This window comes from Actinokineospora inagensis DSM 44258, from assembly GCF_000482865.1.
GTDB classification, from domain to species: Bacteria; Actinomycetota; Actinomycetes; order Mycobacteriales; family Pseudonocardiaceae; genus Actinokineospora; species Actinokineospora inagensis.
On the sequence record NZ_AXWW01000042.1, the window covers coordinates 15,862 to 41,702 of the forward strand.

At 69.0% G+C, this 25,841-nt stretch carries 23 protein-coding genes and 2 pseudogenes; 12 read left to right on the top strand and 13 right to left on the bottom strand.

Annotated features, from left to right (window positions below):
- Nucleotides 1-179: 179 nt before the first annotated feature.
- Nucleotides 180-1,266, top strand: a pseudogene (locus H504_RS35550) (IS4 family transposase).
- Nucleotides 1,267-1,778: 512 nt separating this feature from the next.
- On the opposite strand, the gene H504_RS0116980 reads toward H504_RS35550, so the two are convergent.
- The 6 genes from H504_RS0116980 to H504_RS0117005 all read right to left on the bottom strand — a co-directional run bounded on the left by H504_RS0116980 (nt 1,779) and on the right by H504_RS0117005 (nt 6,656).
- Nucleotides 1,779-2,441 (bottom strand): type 1 glutamine amidotransferase domain-containing protein, encoded by a 663-nt coding sequence (locus tag H504_RS0116980; RefSeq protein ID WP_026423747.1) that lies wholly within the window; start codon nt 2,439-2,441, stop codon nt 1,779-1,781.
- Complete coding sequence (locus H504_RS0116985) at nt 2,438-3,586, bottom strand: MFS transporter (RefSeq protein ID WP_026423748.1); 1,149 nt, start codon at nt 3,584-3,586, stop codon at nt 2,438-2,440. Before H504_RS0116985 ends, H504_RS0116980 begins: the two co-directional genes overlap by 4 nt.
- Nucleotides 3,587-3,642: 56 nt before the next feature.
- Nucleotides 3,643-4,368: an HAD family hydrolase gene (locus tag H504_RS35555; RefSeq protein ID WP_035304665.1), complete on the bottom strand. Its 726-nt coding sequence runs from the start codon at nt 4,366-4,368 to the stop codon at nt 3,643-3,645.
- Nucleotides 4,365-4,907, bottom strand: a complete 543-nt coding sequence (locus tag H504_RS0116995; RefSeq protein ID WP_026423749.1) for a DJ-1/PfpI family protein — start codon at nt 4,905-4,907, stop codon at nt 4,365-4,367. Before H504_RS0116995 ends, H504_RS35555 begins: the two co-directional genes overlap by 4 nt.
- A gap of 16 nt (nt 4,908-4,923) precedes the next feature.
- Nucleotides 4,924-5,712 (bottom strand): cupin domain-containing protein, encoded by a 789-nt coding sequence (locus H504_RS0117000; protein ID WP_084467815.1) that lies wholly within the window; start codon nt 5,710-5,712, stop codon nt 4,924-4,926.
- A gap of 251 nt (nt 5,713-5,963) precedes the next feature.
- Nucleotides 5,964-6,656 (bottom strand): type 1 glutamine amidotransferase domain-containing protein, encoded by a 693-nt coding sequence (locus tag H504_RS0117005; protein WP_026423751.1) that lies wholly within the window; start codon nt 6,654-6,656, stop codon nt 5,964-5,966.
- A gap of 142 nt (nt 6,657-6,798) precedes the next feature.
- Between H504_RS0117005 and H504_RS0117010 the strand changes: the two genes are divergently transcribed.
- The 3 genes from H504_RS0117010 to H504_RS0117020 all read left to right on the top strand — a co-directional run bounded on the left by H504_RS0117010 (nt 6,799) and on the right by H504_RS0117020 (nt 9,025).
- On the top strand, nt 6,799-7,689 hold the full coding sequence (locus tag H504_RS0117010) for a LysR family transcriptional regulator (RefSeq protein ID WP_026423752.1): 891 nt from the start codon (nt 6,799-6,801) through the stop codon (nt 7,687-7,689).
- Nucleotides 7,690-7,777: 88 nt separating this feature from the next.
- Nucleotides 7,778-8,674 (top strand): LysR family transcriptional regulator, encoded by an 897-nt coding sequence (locus tag H504_RS0117015; protein WP_026423753.1) that lies wholly within the window; start codon nt 7,778-7,780, stop codon nt 8,672-8,674.
- 135 nt (nt 8,675-8,809) lie between these two features.
- Nucleotides 8,810-9,025, top strand: a complete 216-nt coding sequence (locus tag H504_RS0117020) for a 2-hydroxymuconate tautomerase (protein ID WP_026423754.1) — start codon at nt 8,810-8,812, stop codon at nt 9,023-9,025.
- 8 nt (nt 9,026-9,033) lie between these two features.
- On the opposite strand, the gene H504_RS35560 is transcribed toward H504_RS0117020, so the two are convergent.
- Entirely contained in the window at nt 9,034-9,531 is a 498-nt protein-coding gene (locus tag H504_RS35560; RefSeq protein WP_425394063.1) for an Lrp/AsnC family transcriptional regulator, read from the bottom strand.
- A gap of 234 nt (nt 9,532-9,765) precedes the next feature.
- Here H504_RS35560 and H504_RS43660 point away from each other — a divergent pair, with 234 nt between their 5' ends.
- A complete protein-coding gene (locus H504_RS43660; protein WP_157440477.1) occupies nt 9,766-10,359 on the top strand; it encodes an FAD-dependent monooxygenase in 594 nt (197 codons plus the stop codon).
- 12 nt (nt 10,360-10,371) lie between these two features.
- On the opposite strand, the gene H504_RS0117030 is transcribed toward H504_RS43660, so the two are convergent.
- Nucleotides 10,372-10,935 (bottom strand): TetR/AcrR family transcriptional regulator, encoded by a 564-nt coding sequence (locus H504_RS0117030; RefSeq protein ID WP_051385972.1) that lies wholly within the window; start codon nt 10,933-10,935, stop codon nt 10,372-10,374.
- Between the two features lie 88 nt (nt 10,936-11,023).
- Between H504_RS0117030 and H504_RS38765 the strand changes: the two genes are divergently transcribed.
- From H504_RS38765 to H504_RS35570, 4 genes and pseudogenes are all read left to right on the top strand, one after another.
- Nucleotides 11,024-11,410, top strand: coding sequence for an MFS transporter (locus tag H504_RS38765; RefSeq protein ID WP_051385963.1), 387 nt, complete (start codon nt 11,024-11,026; stop codon nt 11,408-11,410).
- A pseudogene (locus H504_RS44060) lies at nt 11,410-11,592 on the top strand (MFS transporter); the annotation flags it as partial. The gene H504_RS38765 and the pseudogene H504_RS44060, both read left to right, overlap by 1 nt.
- Nucleotides 11,593-11,665: 73 nt before the next feature.
- Nucleotides 11,666-12,445 carry an MFS transporter gene (locus H504_RS38770; RefSeq protein WP_051385964.1) on the top strand — a complete coding sequence of 260 codons (780 nt, stop codon included), beginning with the start codon at nt 11,666-11,668 and terminating at the stop codon, nt 12,443-12,445.
- A gap of 17 nt (nt 12,446-12,462) precedes the next feature.
- Nucleotides 12,463-12,948, top strand: a complete 486-nt coding sequence (locus tag H504_RS35570) for a (R)-mandelonitrile lyase (protein ID WP_084467829.1) — start codon at nt 12,463-12,465, stop codon at nt 12,946-12,948.
- On the opposite strand, the gene H504_RS0117045 is transcribed toward H504_RS35570, so the two are convergent.
- A complete protein-coding gene (locus H504_RS0117045) occupies nt 12,859-13,293 on the bottom strand; it encodes a hypothetical protein (protein ID WP_157440478.1) in 435 nt (144 codons plus the stop codon). The genes H504_RS35570 and H504_RS0117045 overlap by 90 nt on opposite strands.
- Before the next feature lie 115 nt (nt 13,294-13,408).
- Here H504_RS0117045 and H504_RS40205 point away from each other — a divergent pair, with 115 nt between their 5' ends.
- Nucleotides 13,409-13,582: a CsbD family protein gene (locus H504_RS40205; protein WP_084467817.1), complete on the top strand. Its 174-nt coding sequence runs from the start codon at nt 13,409-13,411 to the stop codon at nt 13,580-13,582.
- Nucleotides 13,583-13,595: 13 nt separating this feature from the next.
- Here H504_RS40205 and H504_RS0117055 read toward each other — a convergent pair whose 3' ends face one another.
- The 4 genes from H504_RS0117055 to H504_RS0117070 are packed head-to-tail and all read right to left on the bottom strand — an operon-like array spanning nt 13,596 to nt 16,625.
- Nucleotides 13,596-14,309, bottom strand: coding sequence for a metallophosphoesterase family protein (locus H504_RS0117055; RefSeq protein WP_026423757.1), 714 nt, complete (start codon nt 14,307-14,309; stop codon nt 13,596-13,598).
- Nucleotides 14,310-14,369: 60 nt separating this feature from the next.
- Nucleotides 14,370-15,038 carry an SMI1/KNR4 family protein gene (locus H504_RS0117060; RefSeq protein WP_026423758.1) on the bottom strand — a complete coding sequence of 223 codons (669 nt, stop codon included), beginning with the start codon at nt 15,036-15,038 and terminating at the stop codon, nt 14,370-14,372.
- An 8-nt stretch (nt 15,039-15,046) separates the two neighbouring features.
- The gene (locus tag H504_RS35575; protein ID WP_026423759.1) at nt 15,047-15,550 is read right to left on the bottom strand and encodes a hypothetical protein; all 504 of its coding nucleotides are present in this window, start codon (nt 15,548-15,550) and stop codon (nt 15,047-15,049) included.
- 10 nt (nt 15,551-15,560) lie between these two features.
- Nucleotides 15,561-16,625 (bottom strand): DNA/RNA non-specific endonuclease, encoded by a 1,065-nt coding sequence (locus tag H504_RS0117070; protein WP_084467819.1) that lies wholly within the window; start codon nt 16,623-16,625, stop codon nt 15,561-15,563.
- A gap of 87 nt (nt 16,626-16,712) precedes the next feature.
- On the opposite strand from H504_RS0117070, the gene H504_RS0117075 reads away from it, so the two are divergent.
- Together H504_RS0117075 and H504_RS0117080 are read left to right on the top strand one after the other, a co-directional pair.
- A complete protein-coding gene (locus H504_RS0117075; RefSeq protein ID WP_026423761.1) occupies nt 16,713-17,003 on the top strand; it encodes a hypothetical protein in 291 nt (96 codons plus the stop codon).
- A gap of 819 nt (nt 17,004-17,822) precedes the next feature.
- Entirely contained in the window at nt 17,823-25,775 is a 7,953-nt protein-coding gene (locus H504_RS0117080; protein ID WP_157440480.1) for a toxin glutamine deamidase domain-containing protein, read from the top strand.
- Nucleotides 25,776-25,841 lie beyond the last annotated feature (66 nt).

A 25,841-nucleotide genomic window follows, 5' to 3' on the forward strand; every position in this document is an offset into this window, starting at 1 on the left:
GGAATATCCGCCCCCTTTCCCGGCTCGATGCACGACAGGAAGCGTTCTCCGAGTGCGGCTGGGAGGACCTTCTGGCCGAGACCACGGTCATCGCCGATCCCGCCTACCAATGGACTCGTGCGATCACGCCCCTTGGTCTCAATGGGCAATACCACTAAGTTGGGCGGTAAGGTTGTCGGGTGGCCAGGGTTGGGCAGGTGAAGGCGTCGGGCGATCGGTTGGCGGTGCGGTTGACGGATCGTATTTCGTTGGGTGTGTTGGCGGAGGTTTTTCCTCGTGATGTGATCGAGGATGTGTTGGTCGAGACGGGGCGGCGTGAGCGGCGGACGCGTGTGCTTCCGGCGCATGTGATGGTGCGGTTTTGTCAGGCGATGTGTTTGTTTTTCGACGATGACTATGAAGAGGTCTTGCGGAGGCTTGTCGGGTCGTTGAAGTCGACGGGTTCCTGTGGGATGTTCCGGACACCGAAATGAACGCCGCGGAGTTCGGCAGCAAGGGCAACAGCGCGAAATCGGGTGCGTTTCCCCAGGTGTTGACAGTGGTATTGGGTGAATGCGGCTCCCATGCGATCGTCGGGGCCGCCATGGGTGCGTGCAATGGCAACGAACGGGCTTTGGCCGAGCAGATCACTCCTCGGGTGGAGTCGGACATGCTGGTTACGGCGGATCGCAACTTCTACAGCTTCGCTCTCTGGGCCGAGTTTTGCCGCACCGGCGCCGACCTGCTGTGGAGGGTCAACGCGAACGTCGAACTGCCCGTGTTGATATGGCTGCCGGACGGTTCCTACCTCTCGATGGCGTTCAATCCGAAGATCCGCGGCCCACGACGAGCGGATCTGATCAGGCACGCCGCGACGGCGACATCGAACCGCACGAAGGACACCTGGTCAGAGTCGTCGAATACGACATCCCGGACCGACCCGGCAGCGGACCGCGAGAGGTCGTCTGCGTGATGACCTCCATACTCGACCCGGTCGAGGCGACCGCGGAGGAATTGGCCGCCGCCTACCATGAACGATGGGAGTGCGAGGGACTCATCGACGAGATGAACACCCATCAGCGAGGACCGGCGCGGGTGCTTCGATCGAAGTCGCCCGACATGGTGCGCCAAGAGATATGGGCCTTTCTGCTCACCCACTACGGAATCCGACGCCTGATGTGTCGAGCCGCCGACGAGATCGGCGAAGACCCCGACCGACTGTCCTTCATGCGATCCCTGCGTGTCATCCGCCGCCATGTCACCGCACAGGCGGACTTTTCCCCCTGAACACCGCCACAAGGCGTGGACCGAAACCCTCTCAGAAATCGTCGAACGACGCACCAGAGGCCGCCGCCACCGAACAAACCCACGCGTTGTCAAACGAGCACGCCACAATTCCCATGCCGTCAAGAGACCCCAGCACCACGGGACAAATCACCACAACCCCGCCACAATACGCCTCTACAGCACATACTTAACTTAGTGGTATTGCCCCAAGAGTGGCCGGCGCAGTGAGCTGCCCAGCCACGAATCCCCAGAGACGTGAACACCTCACGTCGACCTCGATTCAACCGCCGCTGCCACCGCGAGACAGCCGCCAACCAGGAGTGACGAGGACCACGGCGGACCACCGGTCCGCCAGGTTTAACCACCGCACGCTCGTGGTTCTTTCCGCAAACGACGCTGGACGAGTGGTGGACCGGCAGTATCAGGGCGAGTCGAAGCGCTGGTCCGGCTGTGTCTCTGCGGTCACTCTGCCAGGATGGCGGAACTCGGCCTCGGAGTTGAAGAGTTGGTGGTCATCCATTCAGCTCGATGACGGCGGCGGTAAGGGTGGTGGCCAAGAGGGGGGCGGATGCTGGGTTTTGGGCGGTGATCAACCGGCCGTCTTGGATTAGGTGGGGGTGGTTGTCGGGGGCGGATGAGTAGTGGGCGCCTCGGGATTCCAGGGTGTGTTGGAGCGAGAACGGGACGACTGTGGTTAGGCCGCGGTGGTGTTCTGCGGTGTGGGAGAAAGAGGTGAGGCGCTTGCCGGTGACCAGGTGGGGGCCGGTGGTGAGGGTGACGTTGATCAGGGCTGCTTGGCCGTGGCAGATGGCGGCGATGATGCCGGGGCGTTCGTAGATCTCTCGGGTGAGAGAGTGGATTGCCGGGTTGGTGGGGAAGTCCCACATGGCGCCGTGGCCGCCGACGAAGTAGATGGCGTCGTAGGTGGGTTCCGCTTCGGCGATGGGGATGGTGTTGTGGAGGGCTGGGGTGGCCAGGAGGTCGGCGTGGGTGGGGTCTTGGCCGATGGGGGGTGGGTGGCCGCCTTGGGGGGAGGCGAAATCGACGTGGATGCCTGCGGATTGTAGGGAGCGCCAAGGGGCGGCGGTTTCGCCGACGTGGAAGCCGGTGGGTTGTCCGGTGTTGCCGAGGGTGGGGTGGCTGGTGAGGACGAAGAGGACTCGGCGGCGGGTCATGGGGTGGCTCTGCGGATCGAGGTGATGAGGGTGGCGGCTGCGGCGAGTGCGGCGGCGTAGATGATCAGGGTGGTGGTGTAGCCCAGCCAGGTGGCGACCAGTTGGCCGATGGCGGCGCCCGCGAACAGGACGGCCGTGTTGAGGCCGATGGTGATCGCGCCGGGGGCAAGGGTGTGCAGGAGGCCAACCAGGCCGGGCACGGTCAGTCCCATCCCGGCGACGACGACCACGCTGCCCACGACGGCGATCACAGGCTGGTCTGTACCGGCGAGCGCGATGAGCATGCCCGCCGCGGCCGTGAGGAACCCGACCACCGCCGGATGACGGGGGCCGCGTCGGGCGAGGACTCCGGACAGCATCGGCGCGACCAGCAGCGAGATCGCCCCGACTGCGCGGACGCCGACCTGGCCACTGGACGTGATCTCCGTGGTGGCGGCCAGGTGCGGGCCGAGCACCGCGTAGAGCGCCACGAAACCACCGAAAACCGTGATGGCCGAGGCGAAAACCGTTGCCGTCGACCGTGTTGTCAGCAATCGGCCCATCGTGGGCAGCACGCCACGCCACGAAGGCACGACCTCGGGGCGGTCGGCGGGCAGCACCCGGGCCAATGTCAGTGTGGCGATGACGTAGAGCACCGCGCCCGCCCAGAACGGCCACCGCCAGGCATCGATGGCGAGGGCGCCTACCGTCTGACCGACGATGCCCGCGCCGAGCAGGCCCCCGGTCACCGCGGTCATTACCGACGCCCGGCGCGCTGGTTCGGCCCGCTCGGCGACCATGGCCAGTGCCACCGGCGCGAACGATGCCGCCGCGAACCCCTGTGCGGCACGGGCCGCCAGGAATTCTGTCCACAGTGGAGCGACGGCGACCAGCACCGTGGTGATCGCGACGGCGGCCGTTCCGGCGACCAACACGACTCGGCGACCGAGCCGTTCCGACAACGGCCCGAAGACCAGGAACCCGACGGCGTAGGCGATCGCGAACGCGCTGCCCGCCCAGGCGGCCGAGTCCACAGTGAACTCGGTCGCCAGCACCGGGCTCAGCGGGATGACCAGGTAGAGCTGCGCAGGCACGGTCAACGCCAGCGCCACCAGCAACACCACTTGCGCCCCGGTGAGCACGGGGCGCGTGAGGACGGTGGACATGTGTTCCTCCCAGGGAGGCGCCGTGCGAACCCCGGGCGGGGCCCGCACGGCGCTGGTCACAGACCCGAGACAGCCGACAGTTCCAGGGGCCGCACCCCGACCCGGGCGGCTTCCGCCCGGTGCTCGGGGATCTGGTACCCCCACTGCGCCCACAGCGCGCGGGCGCCGGTTTCGGCCACCCGCCGGACGTTGGCCAGGTTGTCGTCGACGAAGGTCACCGACGACGGGGCCAGGCCGCGGCGGGCGGCCAGATCGCGCACGGCATCGGCCTTTCCGCCGCACTCGCCGTACACTTCGGACACGGTGTCGCCGAGGGCGTGGCGGTCCAGGATGGCCCGGACCGACGCGCTGTCCTTGGCGGTGATGATCGCGACCGACCCGGCGTGCCTGCGCAGCGCGTCCGGCAGACCCGCGTACAGCCGGTGCAGGTCCAGCCAGAACTCCGGTTCGTGTTCGCGCAGCCAGGCCCGCGCCGCGCTCGCCCGCGAGGTGAACTCGGCCACCTCGGCGGGGTCGAGCGCGGCGAACAGGTCGTCGAAGTCCCGCTGCGTGACCACGGCGTCGACCGCCCGGTGGTGGGCGAGGACGAAGTGGTCCAGCAGCCGGGAGTGGTCGCGGACAGCGCGGAACCGGGCCACGAACTCGTCCGGCAGGGCGGCCAGGTGCTCGGCACCGGGGATCGACCGGTCGTGCTCGTGCTCGCCGAACCAGGTGACGAGGGCGCACTCGTCGAGCGCGTCGCACACCACCCCGTCGAAGTCCAGCGCGAGCAGACCGGTCACGCCGCGGCCACCTTGTCGGTGGTCTCGAAGACCGCGCGCATGAACGCGCCCATGTACCCGTAGTACGAGCAGGTGATGATGTTGCCGTCGACCACGACGTCGCTGTCGACCACCTCGGCGCCCGCGTTGACCACGTCGTCGCGGAGTCCGATGTAGGCGCACGCCCGGCGGCCACGCAGCACGCCCGCGCTGACCATGATCCACGGTCCGTGGCACAGCCCGGCGACGACCTTGCCCGCGTCGGCCATGCCCGCGACGAAGTCGAGCACGCCGCGGTGCTGGCGGACCCGGTCCGGCGCCTCGTGCCCGCCGGTGAGCACGACCGCGTCGTAGGCGTCCACGGCGAGGTCGTCGAACGAGATCAGCGGGCGCGCGGTCTTGTCCATCGGCAGCGGCACGCCGTACTTGCCGACGGCGGGCTCGGCGCCCTTGGTGGCGATGTCCACCCGCCAGCCCTCTTCGAGCAGGCGGTAGTAGCAGAACACGACGTCGTGGTCCTGGAAGCCAGGACCGGTGACGATGACGGCGTTGCGGCTCATGTGTTTCCCCCTCCGGTCACGCGCGGCTGATGCTGAGGTAGTCGACGTCGGTCTGCGGTCGCCCGCCGTCCTCCGGGTGGCCGGTGAGCACCGCAACGTCGGAGCGCACCACCCCGGACAGGCACAGCGGCACGTGGAACAGGTCGTCGGGTCTGCGCCGGTAGAACAGGTCCATGCCGGTGCGCAGGTCGAACCGGAACCGCCCGTCCGGGGTGCGCTCGCGCATCCGGGCGTGCGGTGAACTCGGGATGCGGCGCATCGGGTACCGCGGCGCCTCCCGGGTGTGCGTCTCGTAGCCCTTGCCGGTACGGCTGTAGTCGTCGGACAGCCGCATGAGGTCGAACTTGTTGCGCGGCACCTCGACCTCGATCAGTTCCAGCGGTTCGTCGCCGGTGTTGCGGGTGCCGTGGAACGCGCCGGGCGCGATCCGCAGCACGGTGCCCGCGCGTACGTCGACCTCGGGCCGGTTCAAGCCGGTTGTCACACCCTGGCCGCCCAGGCACAGCAGGTACGTGAGCTTGCGCGGGTGCACGTGGACGGACGTGCCGTGCGGCGCGTCGATGTGCAGCGCCCAGAAGTCGAAGAACTCGTCGACGTAAGCGCGATACTCGTAGCCCCAAGGCTTCGGGACTATTTCGTCGAGGTGCGCGTCGGTGTCGAACTGCTCGTTGGCGGCACGCGCTCCCCCGCGCACCAGCCTGGTGAGCGCCGCGACGTCGGCGGTTCCCGCGTCGAACGGCACCGGATGACGGCCGGTGTCCAGCGTGTCCGGCGCCAGGCGCGACAACTCCACCACCTTTTCCATGCTCCCCCTCCTTCGATGTCGGATCCCCGACGGCGGAAAGTGAACCACGGGGTGGAAGCGGCGATCCAATAAGAAGTCCGCAGGCGGCCATAAGCGAACCTTGGGCACCGGTGCGGAATTCATCGGCCGCTCCAGGTCGGAATGTCGGGGTGCATTGATCGACGTGGGCCGTTCGGTCGTCGGGCGACGGGAGAATGTGCTCGGAAACCACTCGGGGTCCGCCCCGGCTGGGACGGACCCCGATTTCGCGGTCAGGCGACGGCGGTCGCCGCCAGCTCGCGCACGACGGCCTCGGCGACCCCGACGGCCGACGCCGGGTTCTGGCCGGTGACCAGGCGCTGGTCGACGACGACGTGGGCGGCGAAGTTGTCCGTCCCCTCGTGCAGTGCGCCGTGCTCCTCCAGCCTGCTCTGCAGCAGGAACGGCACGACCCCGGCGAGGCCGACGGCGTGCTCCTCGTCGTTGGTGAACGCGGCGAGCCGCTTGCCGTCGACCAGGTGGCTGCCGTCGGACAGGGTCAGGTTCACCAGGCCGGCCGGACCGTGGCAGACCGCGGCGACGACCCCGCCGGACTCGTAGATGTCCCTGGCCACCGCGGCGAGCTCGGTGTCGTGCGGGAAGTCCCACATGCTGCCGTGGCCGCCCGCGTAGAGGATCGCCGCGTACTCGGCCGGGTCGACCTCGGCCGCGGTCGGGGTGGTGGCGAGCTTGGCGGCCACGGTCTCGTCGGCCAGGAAGCGGTTCTGCACCGGGTCGGACGGGTCGACACCGTCGCGCGGCGGGTTGCCGCCGCGCACCGACACCAGGTCGACCTCGTAGCCCGACTCGGTGAACACCCGCCACGGGTGGGCGGCCTCCGGCAGGTAGAACCCGGTGGTCCTACCGGTGTCACCCAACTGCTCGTGGCTGGTCAGCGCGATGAGGATCTTCTTGCGTTCGGACATGCCGGACTCCCCTTGAGCCTGTCGTGGGAACGCGCGGCGGATCGGTCACGGCCCGCGCAGCACCGAGCGTAGGCTCGTCGACCTATCGGGAACCAATGTGCGCGACCGCATCCCGCCATCAGGATTTCTATCGGAGGCTTCGGTGGACCTCGATCTCATGCGGACCTTCCTGGAGGTCTACCGGGCCGGGACGCTCACCGCCGCGGCGCGATCGCTCGGGTTGGCGCAGCCGACGGTGACCACGCACCTGCGAACGCTCGAACGCGAGTTGGCGCAGCAGCTTTTCGAGCGGCTGCCACGCGGGGTGGCGCCGACGGCGGTGGCGGACGAGCTGGCCGCGCGGATCGGACCGCACATCGACGCGCTGGCCGCGGTCGCCCGGACCCGGCCGGGGCACCGGCTCGCCCGCCCGGTGAACCTGGCCGGGCCGGTGGAGCTGACCACGGTGAAGGTGTTGCCGTCGTTGGCCCCGTTGGTCGAGCGCGGGCTGCGGCTGCGGGTGACCATGGGCCTGGCCGACGACCTGCTGGCCGGGCTGCCGACCGGGCGCTACGACCTGGTGCTCTCGACCGTGCGGCCGCGAACCCGGGCCACCCACGCCGTGCCGCTGACCGACGAGGAGTTCGTGCTGGTCGCCAACCCGGCGTGGGCGGCCAGGATCGGCGACCGGGTGCGCGTCGACGGCGCGGCGGCGCTGCGGGACGTCCCGCTGATCACCTACGCCGAGGAGTTGCCGATCATCCGGCGGTACTGGCGCAGCGTGTTCGGCCACCGCCCCACCGCCTCGGCCGCGGTTGTCGTCCCGGACCTGCGCGGCGTGCTGGCGGCGACGGTGGCCGGGGCGGGGGTGACGGTGCTGCCGCGGTACCTGTGCGCGGGCGAGTTCGAGTCCGGCGCGCTGGTCGCCCTGTTGGAGCCGGAGATCCCGCCGATCAACACCCTGTACCTGGCCACCCGGGCCGGAATGGAGTCGACCCCGGGGATCGCCGAGGTCCGCGCGCACCTGCTGATGCAGAGCAGGCTGTGGTCGTGAGACCGGAACGGCCCGGCCACGCACCCCTCGGTCGATAGACTGGCAAAAGGGAAAGTGTTCGGCGTTTTCCGAACAAGGGGGAAAGCTCGTGGACTACTCGTTGTTGGCGACCTGCCTGGCCGTGTACCGCAGCGGCTCGCTCACCAAGGCCGCCCGCCTGCTGGGCATCTCCCAACCGGCCGTCACCGGGCAGATCCGCTCCCTTGAGGGAATCCTCGGCCAAACCCTGTTCACCCGCGTGGCGAAGGGCACCGTCCCCACCGACGCCGCCCACGAACTCGTGCGGGACACCGCCGACGCCCTCGACGCGCTCGAGGTCGCCATCACCCGCCGCACCCGCCCGCGCAGCCTGACCGACCGCACCATCCACCTGGCTGGCCCGTCGGAGGCCCTCTCCCTGCGCGTCCTGCCCGCCCTCTCCGACCTGATCGCCGCAGGCCTGCGGCTGCGCCTGACCTTCGGCCTCACCGACGACCTGGTCGGCGGCCTCGCCGAGGGCCACTTCGACATGGTCGTGTCCACCCGCCTCGACCGATCCCCCGGCATCACCTCAACCCCCCTGATGGACGAGGAGTTCGCCCTGGTCGGCTCCCGCGAATGGGCGGTCAAACTCCCCGACGACCTCATCACCCGCGACGGCGCGGCCGCCCTCCTGTGCGCACCGCTGATCTCGTACGCGGAGAGCCTGCCCATCATCCGGCGCTACTGGCACACCGTGTTCGGCCACAGCCCGTCGGTGACCCCGCAGGTCACCGCCCCGGACCTGCGGGCGGTGCTGGGAGCGGTGCGGGCGGGCGCGGGGATCTCGGTGCTGCCGACGTACCTGTGCTCAGCCGACCTGGGCAGCGGCGACGTCAAGGTCCTGCACCACCCGAAAGTCGCCCCGCTCAACACCCTCTACCTCGCCACCCGCTCCACTGGCGCCCTGAGCCACACCATCAACGCGGTACGCGCGCAACTGGTGGCACAAGCCCGCCACTGGTAAACCGCGACCGATCATTGTCGGGGTGAGGCGGAATGAGCTTCGGTGTACGTGTCGGGTCAATCACGTTATCGGCGCTTCGCCGATCATGTCACGATGGGTGGGAGCGCACGTCGACGTGATTCTGGGGGAAAAGCCATGCCGGTGATCACTGTTCAGCTCCGCAGTGGGCGTACCGAACAGCAGAAGCGGGAGCTCGTTGATCGGCTGACCACCGCGTTCGTCGAGACCTGTGGTGGTGAGCGGGAAGGGGTCTGGGTGGCGCTGCAGGAGATTCCCGCCGAGCACTGGGGGATTGGCGGGAAACTCCAGTCCGACCTGATGGGCATCACCACGCCGCCCGCTGAAGGCTAGGGGGCACCTCATGTCTGGCGGGCGGCGGCGCGTTTGACGGTCCTGATCACCGGTGCCGTCTCGATGTGGGTGATGGCGGGGAGGGCGGCCACTCGGGTGGTCAGGTAGCGGTACAGGTCCCGGTGGTTCGCGCAGACGACGGTCGCGTACAGGTTGGTTGGGCCGGTGGTGGCGGCCGCGAAGGCGATTTCCGGGTGGGTGGCCAGGGCGGCGCCCGCTTCTTCGAGGTGGGCGGGGGCGACGGAGAGCCAGAGCAGGGTTCGGGGGCCGAGGCCGAAAAGTCGTGCGTCGATGTCGATGTCCAGGTACAGGACGCCGCGTTCGCGCAGTTCGGTCATTCGGCGGCGGACCGTGGTCGGTGACCAGCCGGTGGCGGTGGTCAACTGCTCGACCCCGGTTCGGCCATCAGCGGCGAGGAGCTTGCGGCCGCCGTCGTCGAGGTGGACAGGGCCTAGGTGAAGCGGGATCGGGGGTGGGCGCGGGCGGGCGATGGCCTCGTCGTCCAACGATCCGAGTTTGGCGACCAGGCTGTCGGGGCGCGTTGCCCACCCACATTCCGCACCGCTGTCCATCCACATCCCGCCCAGTTACCCACAGCCCACAACGCCACCCCCCGTCGATCTTGCCCACCCGGTAGACTGGCTCCAGGGACGCCCCCCGGGAAGGGTGGGGGCCGCCCGGGGGCGGGTTTGCGTGCTGTGTGGCATGCCCACATCCACCTCCCCCTCGGCGTGCGGGGCATGAACACCGGCATCCAGGACGCACTCAACCTGGGCTGGAAACTCGGCGCCGCGGTACGTGGATGGGCACCGGACCACCTGCTCGACGCCTACCACACCGAACGCCACCCGGTCAGCGCCACTGTCCTGCGCAACGTCCAGGCACAAAGCCCTCTGATGGACCGGGAAAACGCCCAAACCCGGACATCACCGCCGCCTGACACACCTTCACTGCCATGGCCTAACTACGCGACGTCCAACACCTTTTGGACGCCATGCTGTCCGGCATGGGCATCCGCTACCCCATGCCCGGCACCAAAACCCACCCACTCATCGGCCTCCCCTCTCCCGACCTCGACCACGCCAGAACGCACAAACTCCTCCGCTCCGGCCGTGGCCTCCTCCCGTGGTCAAACCACATCGACCACACCGAACCCCCATGCTCATTCGCCCCGACGGCTACGTCTGCTGGGCCCACACCCCAGACAGCGACCCGAACAACCGCACTCCACCACTGGTTCGGCGAACCCTCGGCACCTCAAGACCAACCGCGGTAGGTGTCCGACGCGTCGGGGGCATCCAGGTCCGACGGTCCTGCGCGACAACGTCCACTGAGGACTGGTCAGGTCAGGCGCGGAGGTTGGCGAGCATGTGCTTGGCGCCGTCGATGGCGCGGTTGAACTCGTGGGGGTTCTGGTGGGCGCGGGCCAGTACGTAGGCGCCTTGGACGGTGGCGACGATGTGGGCGGCGGTGGTTGCCACGTCGAGGTCGGGGCGGAGTTCGGCCGAGCGGACGCCGTCGGCCAGGACTTCGGTGAGGCGGTCGGTGAGCCAGGTGAAGAACTCGGCGACGGGGGCGCGCAGCCGCTCGTCGCCGACGACGTCGTGGTCGTGCAGGAGGCGACCCATGCGGCAGCCGGCGAGCGGGTCGCGTTCGGAGTCGAGGTAGGCGTTGACGCGGGCGGTGGCCGTGTCCGCGGCGGCGAGGGCCGTCTCGATCTTGGCGCGCAACTGGTCGGACATGTGGGTCATCGCCGCGATGGCCAGCTCCGCCTTGCCCGCGAAGTGGTGGTACATGCTGCCCTGGCCCGCCTTGGACCGCTCCAGGATCATCGCCGGGCTGGTCGCGCTGTAGCCGCGTTCCCACAGCAATTCCGCCGCCGCGGCCGTCAGTGCGTCCTTCTTGCTCACCACCGGCTCCTTCCCTCGGTGCACCCATCGTACCGAGTAGTCGGTACGGCGTTGCATTCTGTACATACTAGTCGTTACAGTCGAACCCATGGAACCGCAGAGGGTGGCCACCGCGCCACCACCGCGCGAAACCGGTCCTACCGTCAACCGCCCGGGGTTGCTGCTGGTCGCGCTGCTCGGCGGCCTGTTCCTGGGCAACATCGACATCGCCGTGGTGAACGTGGCCATCCCGTCGATCCGGGAACGGCTCGGCGCGGGCCCCAGCGAGCTGGAACTGGTCGTGTCCGGGTACACGCTGGCCTACGCGTTGCTGCTGATCACCGGCGCCAGGCTGGGCGAGATCGTCGGCCGCAGGCGGGTGTACGTGCTGGGGCTGACCGCGTTCACCGCGCTGTCGCTGGCCTGCGGCCTCGCCCCGACCGGCGCGGTACTGGTGTGGTCGCTCGCGTGCTGCAGGGCCTGGGCGCGGCGCTGATGGTGTCGCAGGTGCTCACCGAGATCCAGGTCCACTTCCACGGCGCGGCCCGGCGGCGGGCCCTCGGCGCCTACACCGCCGTGCTCGGGGTGAGCTCGGTGATCGGCCAGGCACTGGGCGGGGTGCTGGTGTCGGCGGACATCCTGGACACCGGGTGGCGACCGATCTTCCTGATCAACCTCCCCATCGGCGTGTGCCTCATCGTGCTCGCGCTGGCGTTCCTACCCGCGAGCGCGGGTACGCCCGGCCTGCGGTTTGGACCTGGCGGGGGTCGGGGTGCTCTCGGTGGGGCTGCTGCTCCTGGTGACACCGCTGGTGTTCGGCCAAGAGGCGGGGTGGCCCACGTGGACCTGGATGTGCCTGATCGGGTCGGTGCCGGTGTTCGCCCTGTTCGCCGTGGTCGAGCGGCGGGTCGCCGCGAGCGGACGGGCCCCGCTGATCGCCGTGCACCTGCTGGCCCGGCCCCGGATCTCGCTCGCCCTGTGCGCCCAGGCCTCGATCCGCGCGGCCTACTTCGCGCTGCTGTTCGTTGTGGCGCTTTACCTGCAACAGGGGCTCGGCGCCAGTCCTACGTACTCCGGGCTGGTCCCGGTGTCCTGGGTGGCAACGTTCGCGCTGGTCGGTCCCGTGCTCAGCCGGATGGATCCGCAGGCCAGGTCGCTGGCCGCGCCGGTGGGCGGGGTGCTGATGGCGGTGTCGTTCGCGGGCGTCGCACTCGGCGCGGACGTCTGGTGGTTGGTGGCCCTGCTCGGCGTCGGCGGCGTCGGCTACGGGTCGGCGTTCAGCGGGACCCTCGCCCACCTCACCGACGCCGTCGAACCGCGGCACGCCCCGGACGTCAGCGGCCTGTTCAACACCACGCTGCAGGTCGGCGGCACCCTCGGGGTCGCTGCTTTCGGCACCGTCTACCTCAACCTGGCCGGCGCAGGTCCGCGGCACGCCTTCGCGGTGACCTCGTGGGCGTTGGCCGCGCTGTCGATCACCGCGGCGGTCCTGTTCCACCTGGCGAACCGGGCCGAGTCCACACCAGCATGACGACGAGGGGAAATCCGATGGATGTCAACCGCCACCCCGGCGACGCGACCAAGGGACCGGAAGACCGGTTCTCCGGGGACGTCTGGCTCTGGCCGCGCATCGGGGCCACGCGCAACGCCGAGGTGCGCAACGTCTTGTTCACCCCGGGCTCGCGCAGCGCCTGGCACCGGCACCCGGCGGGGCAGGTTCTGCACGTCACCGAAGGCGTTGGTGTCGTCCAGTCGCGCGGTGGCGAACGCGAGGAGATCCGCGCCGGTGACACCGTCATCTGCCACCCGGGCGAAGAACACTGGCACGGCGCCGCTCCGGGCACCTTCATGACCCACATCGCCGTGACCGACGGCCCAACCGAATGGCACGAACACGTCACGGACGACCAGTACGCGTTCGGTGAGGCCTTGATCCAGCCCGGGTCAGTCCACCTTCCACCAGGCGAAAACGCCCGCGAAGCCGTTGGCCATGAGCAGGGCGATGGTGGCCGCGGCGCCGACGGCCTCGACTGAGAAGCCGAGGGGGTGGTCGATGTCGAACCGTCCTTCGGCGCGGAAGTCGGACAGGTAGGGGATGGTGAAGATGCCGACTCCGAGCGCGAACAGGCTTACCGCAGCGCCTAAATCTGAGGGGGCTTCGGGGCGGGTGGGGCGTGATCGGTGCAGCCAGATCGAGCGGCCGCCGGAGGCTACCGCGCCGAGGCCGGTGAGCAGGGCGATGGGGACGCCGGGGCCGCGGTAGGGGGCCAGCGCGAACAGGACGAGCAGACCGCATCCGATCACCAGGGTGATCCAGCGCAACCACCGTCGCACCAGGGTGATCGTCGTCGGTTCCACTGCTGAGGACTTTTCGGACACGGCGACCAAATTAGCCGGTCGACCTCGTGCGTGCCGCCGATTGGTTGTGGTTACGCCATTCAGCAGATGGCGTCGGGATCGGTTTGAGCACCACGGTGATTGGGCAGCCACGGGTATGAGCACAGACGACAAGGTCGACGCGAAGGCAGACGAACTCAAGGGCAAGGTCAAGGAGAAGGTCGGCGACGCCACCGACGACCAGGAACTGGAAGCCGAAGGCAAGGGCGACCAAGCCAAGGGCAACCTGAAGCAGGCAGGCGAGAAAATCAAGGACGCGTTCAAGGGCTGACCTTCGGGAACGATCAGATCTTGACGCTGTAGGTGGCGAAAGCCCTGCCGATCACCGGCATCGCGACGTTGCGGACGGGTACGCCACCCGAGGTGGCGCCTTCCTCAGAGCCGAAATGGGCGTGCCCATGGATGGCGAGGTGGGCGCCGCACTCGTCGATGACGTCACCGAAGCGGTAACAGCCGAGGAACGGGTAGATCTCCAGAGGTTCGCCGCGCACCGTGTCCACCGTCGGCGAGTAGTGGGTCAGGACGATGCGGACGTCGCTGGTCAGGCCGCTGAGCGCGGACCGGAGGCGGTCGGCGCAGACAATCGAATGGCGGACGAAGTCCTTCATTTCCCGCTCACCGAAATTGGATGCCCGGGTGCCCGGGAAACCGCCACCGAAACCCTTGACCCCAGCGACGCCCACCGTGTGGTCACCGATCCGAAGAGTGATCGCGTCGCCCTCCAGGACGTGGATTCCGTTGTCCGACAGGAGAGTGGTGATGTCCTCGACCTGATCACTGTGATAGTCGTGATTGCCCAGGACCGCCACCACCGGCACCGGCAGAGCCGCGAACTCGTCGACGACCACGCGGGCCTCGTCGGGCTCTCCGCGCCGGGTCAGGTCTCCGGCCAACAGCAACACATCCGCCTGGTCGGCGAGTTGGTCGAGCGCCGGGCGGAGCGTGCCCCGGTCGCCCTCCCCCAGGTGAACATCCCCCACGGCCGCAACCCGGATCACCACAGTCCCCCGCTCCCCGCGGCCACCCCAGTCGAGGCCGCACACGGCATCGTACGTCGGTTAGGCCTGATTCCGCTTGCGCATGGAGATCTTCCGGACCTGGGGGCGAGTCGACACCTGGGACATCCGCAGCCACTCCGATTCCGGTATCGCCCGGAACAGTTCCGATGACGACGTGCGGGCGGGCGGTACATCCGGCTCTTCGTCGTTCGGGTTGAGAACTCGGCTCCAGATGTCACCGGTGACGAACCCGAGCAGGAACTCCGCGGCACCGCAGGGGAAGTACTGCAAGACGGGGTCTTCAGGTTGGATCCGCCATGCGCCTCCGTTGCTCGCCGCCACCGTCCACCGGTCGGGATCAGCGTGGTCCCGCACCCATAACAAGACGGGACGACTTGTGCGTGCCCACGGCAGTACGCCACCCGGTTCGGGGAACAGCGGAACCGGGACATCCTCGGGGTGCGACTGTCGCCAGTCCTCCAGTTCCCCCATTTCCGTCTCGAACTGCCGCACCTGATCGGGCACCCCGTCCACGACGTACGGTGGCTGGAACATGATGGAGTCCCCGTACGGCCCGAAGAAGTCTCCGGGCGGGAAAACCCGGTGCAACTCCTTGTAGTCCGCGGGCAACCCCACCCCGAGCCGGCTTTCCACCACGTCCCAGTCGGTCCGGGCATACGACACACCGGACCAACCGGTCAACTGACTCAAATCGTCAACAGCGCTCATCAGAATCCCTACTCGAAGAACAGGTCCTCGTCGGAGGCGAACTTCGGCTTGTAGTCGCGCCTCCTCAGGATCTCGCTGGGCAACTCGTCCGTCACCAGTGCGAGAAGAAACTCCACCGCACCGACGTCGAACTCCTCCCACCGGTCATTGTTGATGGCGGACGGCACCACCGGCCAGTCGTTGGGATCACCGCCATCGGTCAACCAGAACAACATGCCCGCGCCTTCCGCCCTGCACCGAGCCCAGGGCAACAAACCCGGCACATCCGGATAAACCGGGTACGGCAACTTGCGGATCGACCGCAAGATATCCAACGCCCTCGCGAACATCACCCGCAGATCGACGCAAGTCTGCGGGGAGGGCGGTTGAAGGTCCACCACCCCGCCATACGAGCCGACCGGGATCGTCTCGCCCAGCCGCTTGTAGTCATCAGGCAGAGTCAGACCGAGCGCACCTTCCGTGATCTTCCAGTCTGGAGCGAGCCTCGGTCGCCCCAACCAGCCGACCGCCACAACCAGTTCGTCAACAACCTTTGAAGACGTAACCACTGCTCAATACCTCAGCCTTCGGCGTGTTGGGGATGTTCACGATACAGGTCCAGTCCTTGTTGCTGATAGCTGCCACAACAATCGAGGAGGGTACTCCGGTGTTCTTATCGGGGTAGACCGGGATGCTGACCATGAACACCGGGTCTGTGGCGACCCTCTCCGCGATCCTGCTCTCGACCTGGTGCCACATCCATGAGTTGTTCGTCGTATCCTGATAGCACGGAACGAAGTTCTCCAACATGACGCTTGATCCGTTGAGCTTGTGCCCGATCAAGTGACACCGCGACATTCTCTTGCTCGTGTCCAGTCCCGGCAGTTCGAATGTGAGACTGGTCCGGTCCTCTTTGTTAACGGACACCACGCAGGCCATGCCCAAGGTCGCCCGATACTCGATCGAGTCCGAGGAGTCGGTAAATCTCTGGCGTTCCCCGTAGCTCTGCCAGTTGGCCTTGCAGCGGCCACCGTCGTCCTGGGTCGTCGGGCCAGAGGCCCTGCGGCCATCGCCCTCCGGGTCCTCGTCGGCGTTGACCAGCGGGAGGTTGCCCTGGCGGACCATCTGCCCCGAGACCACCGACGCCACGACGGTGCCCATGTCGGCGACCAGCCGCTGGATCTCCGGCGAGAGGGTCGGCCCCGATGGCTGCCGCGTCAACGGCGTCAATGCGTTGCTGAGTACCCGCATGGCCGCCGACGCGGCAGCGTCAGCGACGCCCGAGTCCTTGCCGCCCTTCTTCAGCCGCTCGGGCGGAGAAGGGACCTTTTTCTTGATCCGGGTAGGGCCACGGCCTCCCCCGTCACCGCCACCCCCTCTACCACCGCTGGTGGCCGTGGTGACGCCGGGGTTGCGCGGTCCGCACCCGATGGTGCGGCAGTTCGGAGCGTCACCGTCGCCGTCAGGCTGAGGCTGCAGCACCCGGGTGTTCCAAGCCATCCCCCGGTACCCGCACGGGCAGGAGATCGCATGGTCGATGCCCTTGAACACCTCGAAGAGCGTTCCCGTACCTCGACTGACCTGGACAGCCTGTTCAGCAAGGCTCACGGACAGGCACCCCAAGCCTGCAAGCTCACCTTCAACTGGGACAGGCAACGAGGCTAAGGCAACGCTACAGACCGTGCCTGCACCGAAATGACCGGTGGGGTCGCTGTTGTTGACCGGGTCGCCCAGACCATAGGTGTACCGGTTGTACCCGGCTACGCCGGGGCCGAGCACAAGGAAGTATCGGTGCCCCTTGGCTCGATGGTCGACATCTCAGTCATTTCGGACATCAACCACCAGATGCGCGTCGGCGGACTCGGCTACGCCACTGCCGTGACCGGCGGCAGCGGCCAGCTCGATTTCACTGCCACGACAGCAGGCCGTTACCTGGTGACCCTGGTTGGTCGCGAGGCGGAGCTCGCGGTCCCGACAGTCCACTAGCGATAGTCATCGCGGCGCAGCAGCCTGCCGCACGCGGCTTGCGGGTAGACAGTGGCGCTCCACGCCTTGTCCGGCAAAACGCCGGCCACCACTATCGAATTCCTACGAGATGGCGGCCGCATTGTCGCGAAAGACGCGGCCATATTTAATTCAGTGCTGTCATTGACGTGGACACCGTCATCGACAAACTAGCCGTACGCCTGCGACATGGTGATCGACCCGCATGGCGGCCGCAGACCGGCCGAAGTCAACGGCAAGGTGACGCACTGCCCATCCTGGGGGTCTACCAGAGCGGCCACGACGGGTCGTCCACCGCGCCGAGGAGACGAAACCTGGCGGTACCGGCCCCCATCGGTCTGCCGCAACCCACGGTCCCGGTTGGCGACCACCCCAGGGCAGGGGCACCAGTTCGTTCGTCCAAGCGATCGAGCGGTACCTGATCGAAACCGATGCGGAAGCGCGTCAGTGAATCCATTTCAGAGACCCTTTGCTGGTCTTGGTCCTGCCCAACTTGGACGTGGTCGACGGTGGCCTAGCGGCTGACCGCGCAAGGCGCTGCGCTCGCCGAGTTCACGTCCGGGATGCGGCAGGACGCGAGGGCCTCGACTGGGGTGACGTCGCCCGGTCGGCGCCTGACTGTTGTCGGGGTTGGTGTGGTGTTCATCTCGAATTGTGGTTGGGGGGTGGGGGTGGTCTAGGTTTCGCGATCGTGGGTTCCGCTGGGTGGGGTTGGGGTGGCGGGGGTGGGGTGCCGGGGGTAGGCGGACCGGGGTCTCGGATGGACTGTGTGTGGGGGGCGGTGGGGCTCCGGTGGCGATGATGGTTCCCGATGACGTGCGCCGGTTGTTCCTGGTCATCACCGGGGAGGAGTGGCCGGACGCGGACGAGGGCAGGCTGCACGGGTTGGCGGAGGCCTGGGAGACGGCGGGGCGGCGGCTTTCGGGGGAGTTGGGGCCGGAGTTGCGGCGGGCGGTGGGGGCGATCCGGTCGACGTTTTCGGGGGAGGCGGAGCTGGCGTTCGCGGGGCGGGTGGCGCCGTTCGTGGAGGGGGCGGACAACTACGTCGACGCGGCGGCGGGGCAGTTTCACGGGTTGGCGCAGTACCTGCACGACCTGGCTGTTGACGTGGAGTACGTCAAGCTGGTGTCCGTGTTGAGCCTGGTGGCCCTCGCGGTGGAGATCGGGTGGGCGGCGGCCGCGGCGGCGGAGACCGGTGGGGCGAGCATGGTGTGGCTGGCGCAGCGGGTGGCGCTGGTGCGGTACCTGCTCAAGTCGGCGTTGGGGCGGTTGGCGTTGCGGTTGGCGCAGGCCGAGCTGGTGGGTATGGCGTTCCAGGCGGTCATCGACGTCATCGCGCAGGGGGTGCAGTTCGCGATGGGCACCCGACACACCTGGAACACCGGCTACACGACCACGGCGCTCGCCGTGGGTGCGCTGGGTGGCGTGTTGATGCTCCCGTTGTCCGCCGTTGGGGAGGTGCTGGCGCGGGCGGCGGCGCAGGGGGTCGAGTCCGTTGTGGCCAAATTCGCCAAGTTCGCGAAGACCATTCCGGCGTGGGCGCACACGGTGCCGGAGTTGGTGTCGGAGATCGGGGTTGAGGCGTTCCACGAGGTGTTCACCGAGACCCTCTACAACTTCCTGACCACCGGCGAGTTCAGCATGAACGTGTTCTCCGCGACCTCCGGCGGTTTCTCCGGTGCGGGTGGCGCCGCCGGGCGAGCCGTCCGGCACCGGGGAACCGGTCACCTGGCCGTCGTGCCGCAGATCCACAGTGGACACCACGAGATATCCACAATGGACCACAAGGTGCCTGTTCCCCGGCTGCAGGACACGACGATCGTGGCCGCGCCGCCTGTCGACCCGCACCTGGTCACCGGCAGCATGCAGGCGAGCACCATCACACCCGTTGCCGCCCGCGCCAAGGCGCCCGCACCGACCACCGCCGCGAATCAGGCGAGCTCGATGGCCGCTGACGCGAGCAATCGCGCGGCGCGGGTGGAGTTGGGTACACAGTGGACCGATCAGCCGAGCAGTCCGGTGCGGGCGTTGACGACCGTGCCGGGCGCGACGGAATTCGTCGTGCCGGAGGCCGGTAACGGCGGCGGGCGGATGGAGGCGGTGGCGATCGGCGCCGTCCAGGATGGGCCGCGCGGGCAGGTCGGCGCGGCCGAGTTCTCCGGCGACACCCGGCCCGGGACGGTCGCACCCGCGGTGGGGATGGACTCGGTCCCGAGCACAACGGCGAACACTGCCTCGCCGGTCCACGCACGTGCTGCGAGGACCACGCAGCCTGAGTCGACCAGGGTGGACGCGACCGAGCAGCGGACCGCGGCGAAGACGTTCAGCCCGGTGGTGCGCCCGGCGACCGCCGATCCGGTGCTCGCGGCGCTGACCGGGCAGCGGTTCGTCGACTTCCGCACGTGGCTACCGCAGATCAACACTGTCCAGGGGACACTCAACTGTGTCTACACGAGCACGGCGGTCTTGGACACCTGGTGGGGATCTCCCACCACCGCCGAGCCCCAACAGGGAAAGATCGATGAGCTGCGGGATCGCGCCGGATTCGATGTGGAGGTCGTCGGCTACGGCTCCCCCGCGATCGACCGGGTGGCGCGCAGGCTGCTGGCAGAAGGCCCTGGGTCGTCGGCCATGGTGGTTCGCTCCCTGGCGGGGGCGGACATTTCCCACGCGTGGAACCTGCTCAACCAGGACGGCGTCGTGTACCACGTGGACGGCCAGTCCGGGAAGTGGTGGGATTCGGCGAAGGGACCGCGTGACCCCAAGCTCGTCGGCAAGATCCAGACGATCGCGGTGGGTCCGACTGGGCACCACATCTCCTTCGCGTCCGAGGTGGGCGCACCCGGCGAGGCGCTGGCCGCTGTGGACGGCTACCTGGAGGTGGCCGCGTCGTTGAGCAGCGCGGCCCGGCAGCTCGGCTGGTCCAGACCTGGGATCATCGAGGCCGCGGAAGCGTTCGTGGCGATGGACGCGACCGAGCAGCTAACCGGGTTCTACGAGGACCTGGGCGGACAGGCGCTGCCCGACGTGCTCGCCGGGATCGCGTCGCGCGAGCAGGCGTTGGTCGACTACGACACGCGCATCGACAGCCTCAAGGCGAGGTTGGCCAAGATAGCCCGAGCGAGCGAGACGGCCGACGCGGCGACGCGGGACCGGATGTCCGTCGCGGCGGTCAACGGCAACGAGTCCCTGACCTTGCTCACCCACGACCGGGACACCGCGTGGGCGGAGTTGGCCGACTTGCGTCGCAAGGCGGATTCCGCCGCCAGTACCGCCGACGCGGCTCGACGGACGTTGGCGGTGAAGGCCGCGTCCGACGCCGCCCACGCGGCACACGCCGACTCCGGGCCGTCGAAGGCGTGGGTGCGGCGGGACGAGAAGGACGTGACCAAGGCGCGTGCCGACCTGGCGGCGCTGCCTCCCGCCACTGACCGGGCCACGTGGGACACCCACGTCGAGCGGCACGTCAAGACGAGCTTGGAGGCCGCCCACGACGCCATCGTCGAGTACCGGCGGGCCAGGAAGGCGTACACGCAAGTCAGGGGCGCGGCCACTGATGCCGTGGCGTTGAGCCACAACGATGTCGAGCGGAGCGTGGTCCTGCTGCGCGGCCTGCCGGTGGGCGACCGCGTCGAGGTGGTGCGGGTCGACGTGGCACCGTTGGCCAGGGCGGTCATGGGTCTGGCCACGAGCCTGGAGCGGACGTCCGCACTCGCGCGGACGTTGACGACGGCCATCCGGACCCGGCTGCCGGTGATCCTCGACGGCGGCTACCTGCTGCGCCTGCTCACCTCGACCGATCCGGTGTCGTTCTGGTTGACGGGCCGGATCAGCGTGCCCACGGACATCCGCCCGGACTCGGGCACGATCCCCTCCGGGGGCCGGGCGGTGCGCCGTGGCGACCGGTCGCTGGTGGACGTGCGGCTGGAGATCACCCTGTCCCGGGTGGACCAGGGCCGGGCGTCGCGGATCGCGGTCATGGACACCCGGTTGCGCGTGCCCGAGCTGGGCATACCGATGTCCATGGTGTACGAGCCGCCCGGCGCCCCGACCGGGCCGGTGCCCGCGCCCGTGCTGGCGAAGCTCACCGAACAGGTGGACATCAGCGCCGACTCCCAACTTCTCCGGCGGTTGGCGGGGTCCGTGGGCGGCGAACACCTGGTGGACCTGTCGGCCTGGCTGCGCACGGGCGAGGTGTTGCGGTTGCCCGAGGGCAGCGGGCTCAGCCGCCGGTTCGGCGGGACTGTCGTGCGGACGACCAGTGGCCCGGTCACGGTAAGCCTGATCGGCTCATCGACCGGGGTGGTGGCACCACCCGCGGTGGAGCCATCCGACGATGCCCTGCGCGGCGCGCCGCACGGCAGCCAGACCGCGGTGACCCACGGCGCGGTCGATGCCACGATGACCTACTGGACGTCCCGAGAGGTGACGGTGGCCGTCGCCGGGCGGCCGGACCTCGTCGGGCGGGTGTACGGGTTGACCGCGCTGCCGGTGCTCGAGGCGGCCCGGGTGGGCCTGCCGATGTACCCCCACATCTCGCCGGGCAACGTCGACAAGCGCATCGGCGGGGGCGGCCGCTACCGGATCGGGACCGACGCCATCCTCGACGTGCCCGGCCGTAAGCGGATCGCGGCCTTCGTCGCCGAGGACCTGGACCTGACGGGCCGAGCGGAGGTGGGGAAGGCGTTCGCCGATCGGACTCGCGCCGCGTCCGCCCTGTACGACGCCCTGCACGGCGGTCTGGAGTTCACTTGGCGGACGGCCGATGAGCGCACCGTCGTGCTGGAGGTGCACGGCGTCATCACCCCGCCCCGGCGGACTTTTCTCTCGCCGCAAGCAGATTCGATCGCGCGGGACCATGTCGCGTACTGGGACGGCACCGGCGTTTCCGCGATCAGCGCCGCCACCCGCGTCTCGGGGTTCCCCGGTGTGCACCACGGGTTCACCGGTGATCTGGAACTGGTGGTGGTGCGCCGCGAGATCGTGGGGTCGCGGGTGGTCCGCCCCACCCTGTTCGACGGTTCGACCGAGCGCTTCCGGCTGGTTGAGCCGACCGCGGCGGACGTCGCCGCGGCGCGCGAGAGCGCCGCCTCCCCCAACTGGCGCCACGACCTGCGCGCGATGACGGTGCCCAGGGCGGTCGTCGTGTCCACGGCGGCCGACAAGCTGGTGTGGGCTGACCGACCACCCGTGGCGACCCCCGGCTTCTCCCCCGGTCTCTACGTGGGTGAGCCGCCCCCACTGTCCGAACAGGTCAGCGCGCACGAGGTCACCATGGACATGTTCGGGGTGTTCGCCAACGTCGAGCACGTCCGGATGTCGCCCGCCATGGTGGAGGCCCCGCGCATCGCGTTGGCCACCCGCGTCGAGGCGACGGCCGGGCGGCCGCGTTGGTTGCGGCGTTCCGGTTCGGACGGCGAGCTGGTGGTGCCGGGGACGGATCGGTGGCCGTCGTGGCGGCGGCACCCGGACGCGGATGGGCCGCCGTCATCGCCCGTGCCGACCCGACGATCGTCACTGCGGGAGCAGTCCGACAAAGAGTCCACAATGGACAACCAGGACGGGCGGGTGCGCTACCGGGCGATGTCGCCGGGATCGGACCTGCCCTCGTGGGGGGAACGCGAACTCGTCGAGTCCACACGGTCCGAAGGCACCCCCGGGCGGCTGCTGCGTTACCGGTTGTCGCCGCTGACCAAGCCCGGTTCGGCCTCGAACGAGCAGGTGCGTGGGCTCGCGTCCCGGTCCGGCGCCCGGGTCCTAGCGCTGCACGGGATCGACAGCAGGCTCGATCTGCCGCAGTTGACGGCGATGGGCCAGGTCGACGACATGGGCGGGGTGCTCGACGTTCGGGTGCGGTACCTGTCGCCGCGCTTGGTCGACATCCGGGTCGACGGGTTCCTGCGGCACACGTCGGAAGCCCACACGCGCGTCGACGGCGCCGGGTCGGCGACGGTCGAGCCCACGCCGGGCTCCCACCACGAACTCGACTACCGGGGCCCAACCGCGTTCATCGCGTTGGACGCCCGCTACACCTTCACCGGCGACATCGCCACGCGGGTGGCCGGGATCAACACGGAGTCCGACTCGGTGCAGGTGACCGTGGACGAGCCGGAGGCCGTCCTCGTCCAACTGCCCTTGCACACCGCGGTGGAGATGTTCACCGAGACCGGGCTGCCCCAGCCCGCGATGGCCCCGATCCACCTCGACCGCAAGACACCGACGCGGTCGGGGGAAACCCAGCAGTTGCTGCCGGACCGCTCCGGTTACGTCGCGTACGGGCCGACGGTGGTGTCGAACTCGCAGTTGGACCTGAGCGGCTGGCACGGGAAGGTGTTCACCCGGCTGACCGAACTGGGGGTCACCGGCGAGTGGGCGGACGATGTCGTGGAACGGGTCGACCGCCTGTTCCACAACCCGGCCGAGCGGGTGAACCTCACCGAGGCACTCGGCGGGGTGCACGCGCTGTCGGTGCCCGGCTCGGGCACGCACGTGACCGAGGTGGTCGACATCCGGGTCAGCGCGACGCGCACCACCGCGGCGGATCTCGCCCCGATCGGGCAAGCCGACCTGACTGTGTCGGTCGGCGGGTGGGGTGGTTCGGTCACCGGCTCCCGGGCGGGTGCGCGGACCCGGTTCACCGACACGTACCCCTCGGTCGACGTCGCCCAGCGCCAGTTGGTCTACAACCTGACGATCACCCGCAGGCACGTGCCGACCTCGCCGGTCAGCCCCCTCACCCTGACCGTGGCGGGCAACGCGAACCGCGCCGCGGCGGTCAGGTCTGTGCTGTTACGCGGCACGGTCGGCCTGACGTCCCCGGACGTGAAGACGTCACCGCCGATGCCCAAGCCGGACCGTTCCCCCACCGTGACCGTGCTCGACCGTAACCCGTTGACCACACGGAGTGCCGATCGACACGTGCTCGACCCGGATGCCATGTGGAGCGTCGTGGCCATCGGGTCGGCCACGACCACGGCCATCGCGAACGCCCTCTACGCCCAACTGGGCCGGACGCCGCTGACCGATCAACACCCGTCCGCGCAGCAGGTGACCGCCGCCGCGCGGCTGACCTCGCGGTACACCGAGCCGGGCACACCGTCCGAACTGGCCGTCCAGAAGCTGACCACCGGCCCGGCGTTGCGCACGGCCGCCTGGAACCTGTTCACCGGCGGGTCCACGGGGGTCGACCGCGTCCCGGGGACCGGGGAACCCCTGGGGGTGCGGATACACGCCCAACTGCGCTCGACCACGTTCACCCTGATGGAACCGGTGCCGGGCGCGAGCACCGTCGAGCACAGCCGGGAGGTGCCGGGCAGTCAGGGGCGCGACCTGCGGCAGAGCGGCCCGTCCTACCTGTTCTCGGTGGACGCGGAATTTTACCTGGACACCCCGGCAACGACCACGACGACGACGCGGGTCAGCAGCCACCAGGACATCCGGATCCGCGTCTGGGAGCCCGACGCGCTGAACCTGGGTCTGCTCAGCCTCGCCGATATCTGGCGGTACGCGGGGGTGAAGGTACCCGTGGGCCTGACGTACGCGTTCACGGGCGACGGCGTCATCCTGCACCTGAAGGGCGAGCAGGCACCCAAACCCCCCGAGCAACGCCGACCGGACGGCCGGACGCTCTACGTTGGACCGAACGTGCCCCGCGCGGCGGTCGTCGAACTGGTGCGCGGCCTGCCACTGCGCACACGGCCAACCACTGCCTACGCCATGGGTGCCGCGCACGGCACCTGGGCGGCCATCCCGCTGCCGGCGTACGAACTGGGATCGGGTCCGATCACCCCACCACGCCCGGCGGCACGGCCTGCCGCGACGACACCCACCGGCACCACGCCGATCAGCGGTACGGCCGGGACCAACCCGGAGTTGATCAGCGATGTCCCGGGGCCGGAAGAGGCGTTGCCGCGACACGACGACCTGGCCGACGCCCCGACCAACAGCGTGGACGCCGTGCTCGCGTACCACTCGGACTACAACACAGCCCGAGCGGACTGGACCCAGCACCCGCTGGAGTACATGGGATCCGGCGCCCAGGCTTTGAGTGCGCTGATAGACCGGGTCACCCTCGCCGGTCACGGCTCCGCCGCCCTGGTGTTCGGCAGGCTGCCCGACGGCTCCCGGCACGGCTGGAACCTGGTCAACCACCACAACCAGATCCTGCTCGTCGACCCCCATCTCGACACGAGCCGCCCGGCAGGCCCCGACGCGATCCCCGACCTCGGCCTCGTGCACGCGATCGTCCTCAACGCCGACAACCACCGCGTCGGCGGGACAGACCTCCCGGCAGGCATCGCCCACGAGTTCGACGTCCTCGCCGACGACGATTCGCCGAACTGGCTCGCGCACCTCGAACGCGTCGACCTCGAACTGCACGACGCGCGGGGCGCCAACCTCGACCTCGGCGCCTCCTCGCGTTCCCCGGTCGCCCGCCGCATCGCCGCGCTCGGTCAACACCGCCAGCGGGTCATCGCCCACCACGTCCGGGCCGCCGCCGAACGTGGCACCGTCATCGAGCTTCCCGACCACGAGGGGCTGCTGGTGCCGTATCGCGGGGGCTGGGTCCTGCTCTCGCACACCCCGGCCGACGCGGGCCGAGTCGCCCAACTCGCCGCCACCGTCCTCAACGGCAGCATCACCGCGATGGTCGTCGACCCCAACCTCAACGACCTCCGGCACCTCAAGTTCCCCCCGCGCGGCCGTCCACTGCCGACCACCCCACCCGATCAGGGCGGACTGGAGTCCGATTAGGACCGCGCCGAGCGCGAACTCGGGACGGTATGGTCGATCTGACCGAGTTGTCCATTTTGGCCGATA

Excerpts from the sequence above, each read along its gene's own strand:
- H504_RS0116995 (WP_026423749.1), bottom strand. The coding sequence starts at position 4,907 with ATGAGCCGCAACGCCGTCATCGTCACCGGTCCTGGCTTCCAGGACCAC.
- H504_RS35570 (WP_084467829.1), top strand. The coding sequence starts at position 12,463 with ATGGATGTCAACCGCCACCCCGGCGACGCGACCAAGGGACCGGAAGAC.
- H504_RS43660 (WP_157440477.1), top strand. The coding sequence starts at position 9,766 with ATGAACACCGGCATCCAGGACGCACTCAACCTGGGCTGGAAACTCGGC.
- H504_RS0117075 (WP_026423761.1), top strand. The coding sequence starts at position 16,713 with ATGACCGGTGGGGTCGCTGTTGTTGACCGGGTCGCCCAGACCATAGGT.
- H504_RS0117020 (WP_026423754.1), top strand. The coding sequence starts at position 8,810 with ATGCCGGTGATCACTGTTCAGCTCCGCAGTGGGCGTACCGAACAGCAG.
- H504_RS40205 (WP_084467817.1), top strand. The coding sequence starts at position 13,409 with ATGAGCACAGACGACAAGGTCGACGCGAAGGCAGACGAACTCAAGGGC.
- H504_RS0117000 (WP_084467815.1), bottom strand. The coding sequence starts at position 5,712 with ATGGAAAAGGTGGTGGAGTTGTCGCGCCTGGCGCCGGACACGCTGGAC.
- H504_RS0116980 (WP_026423747.1), bottom strand. The coding sequence starts at position 2,441 with ATGACCCGCCGCCGAGTCCTCTTCGTCCTCACCAGCCACCCCACCCTC.
- H504_RS0117080 (WP_157440480.1), top strand. The coding sequence starts at position 17,823 with ATGGTTCCCGATGACGTGCGCCGGTTGTTCCTGGTCATCACCGGGGAG.
- H504_RS38765 (WP_051385963.1), top strand. The coding sequence starts at position 11,024 with ATGGAACCGCAGAGGGTGGCCACCGCGCCACCACCGCGCGAAACCGGT.
- H504_RS0117060 (WP_026423758.1), bottom strand. The coding sequence starts at position 15,038 with ATGAGCGCTGTTGACGATTTGAGTCAGTTGACCGGTTGGTCCGGTGTG.
- H504_RS0117005 (WP_026423751.1), bottom strand. The coding sequence starts at position 6,656 with ATGTCCGAACGCAAGAAGATCCTCATCGCGCTGACCAGCCACGAGCAG.
- H504_RS0116985 (WP_026423748.1), bottom strand. The coding sequence starts at position 3,586 with ATGTCCACCGTCCTCACGCGCCCCGTGCTCACCGGGGCGCAAGTGGTG.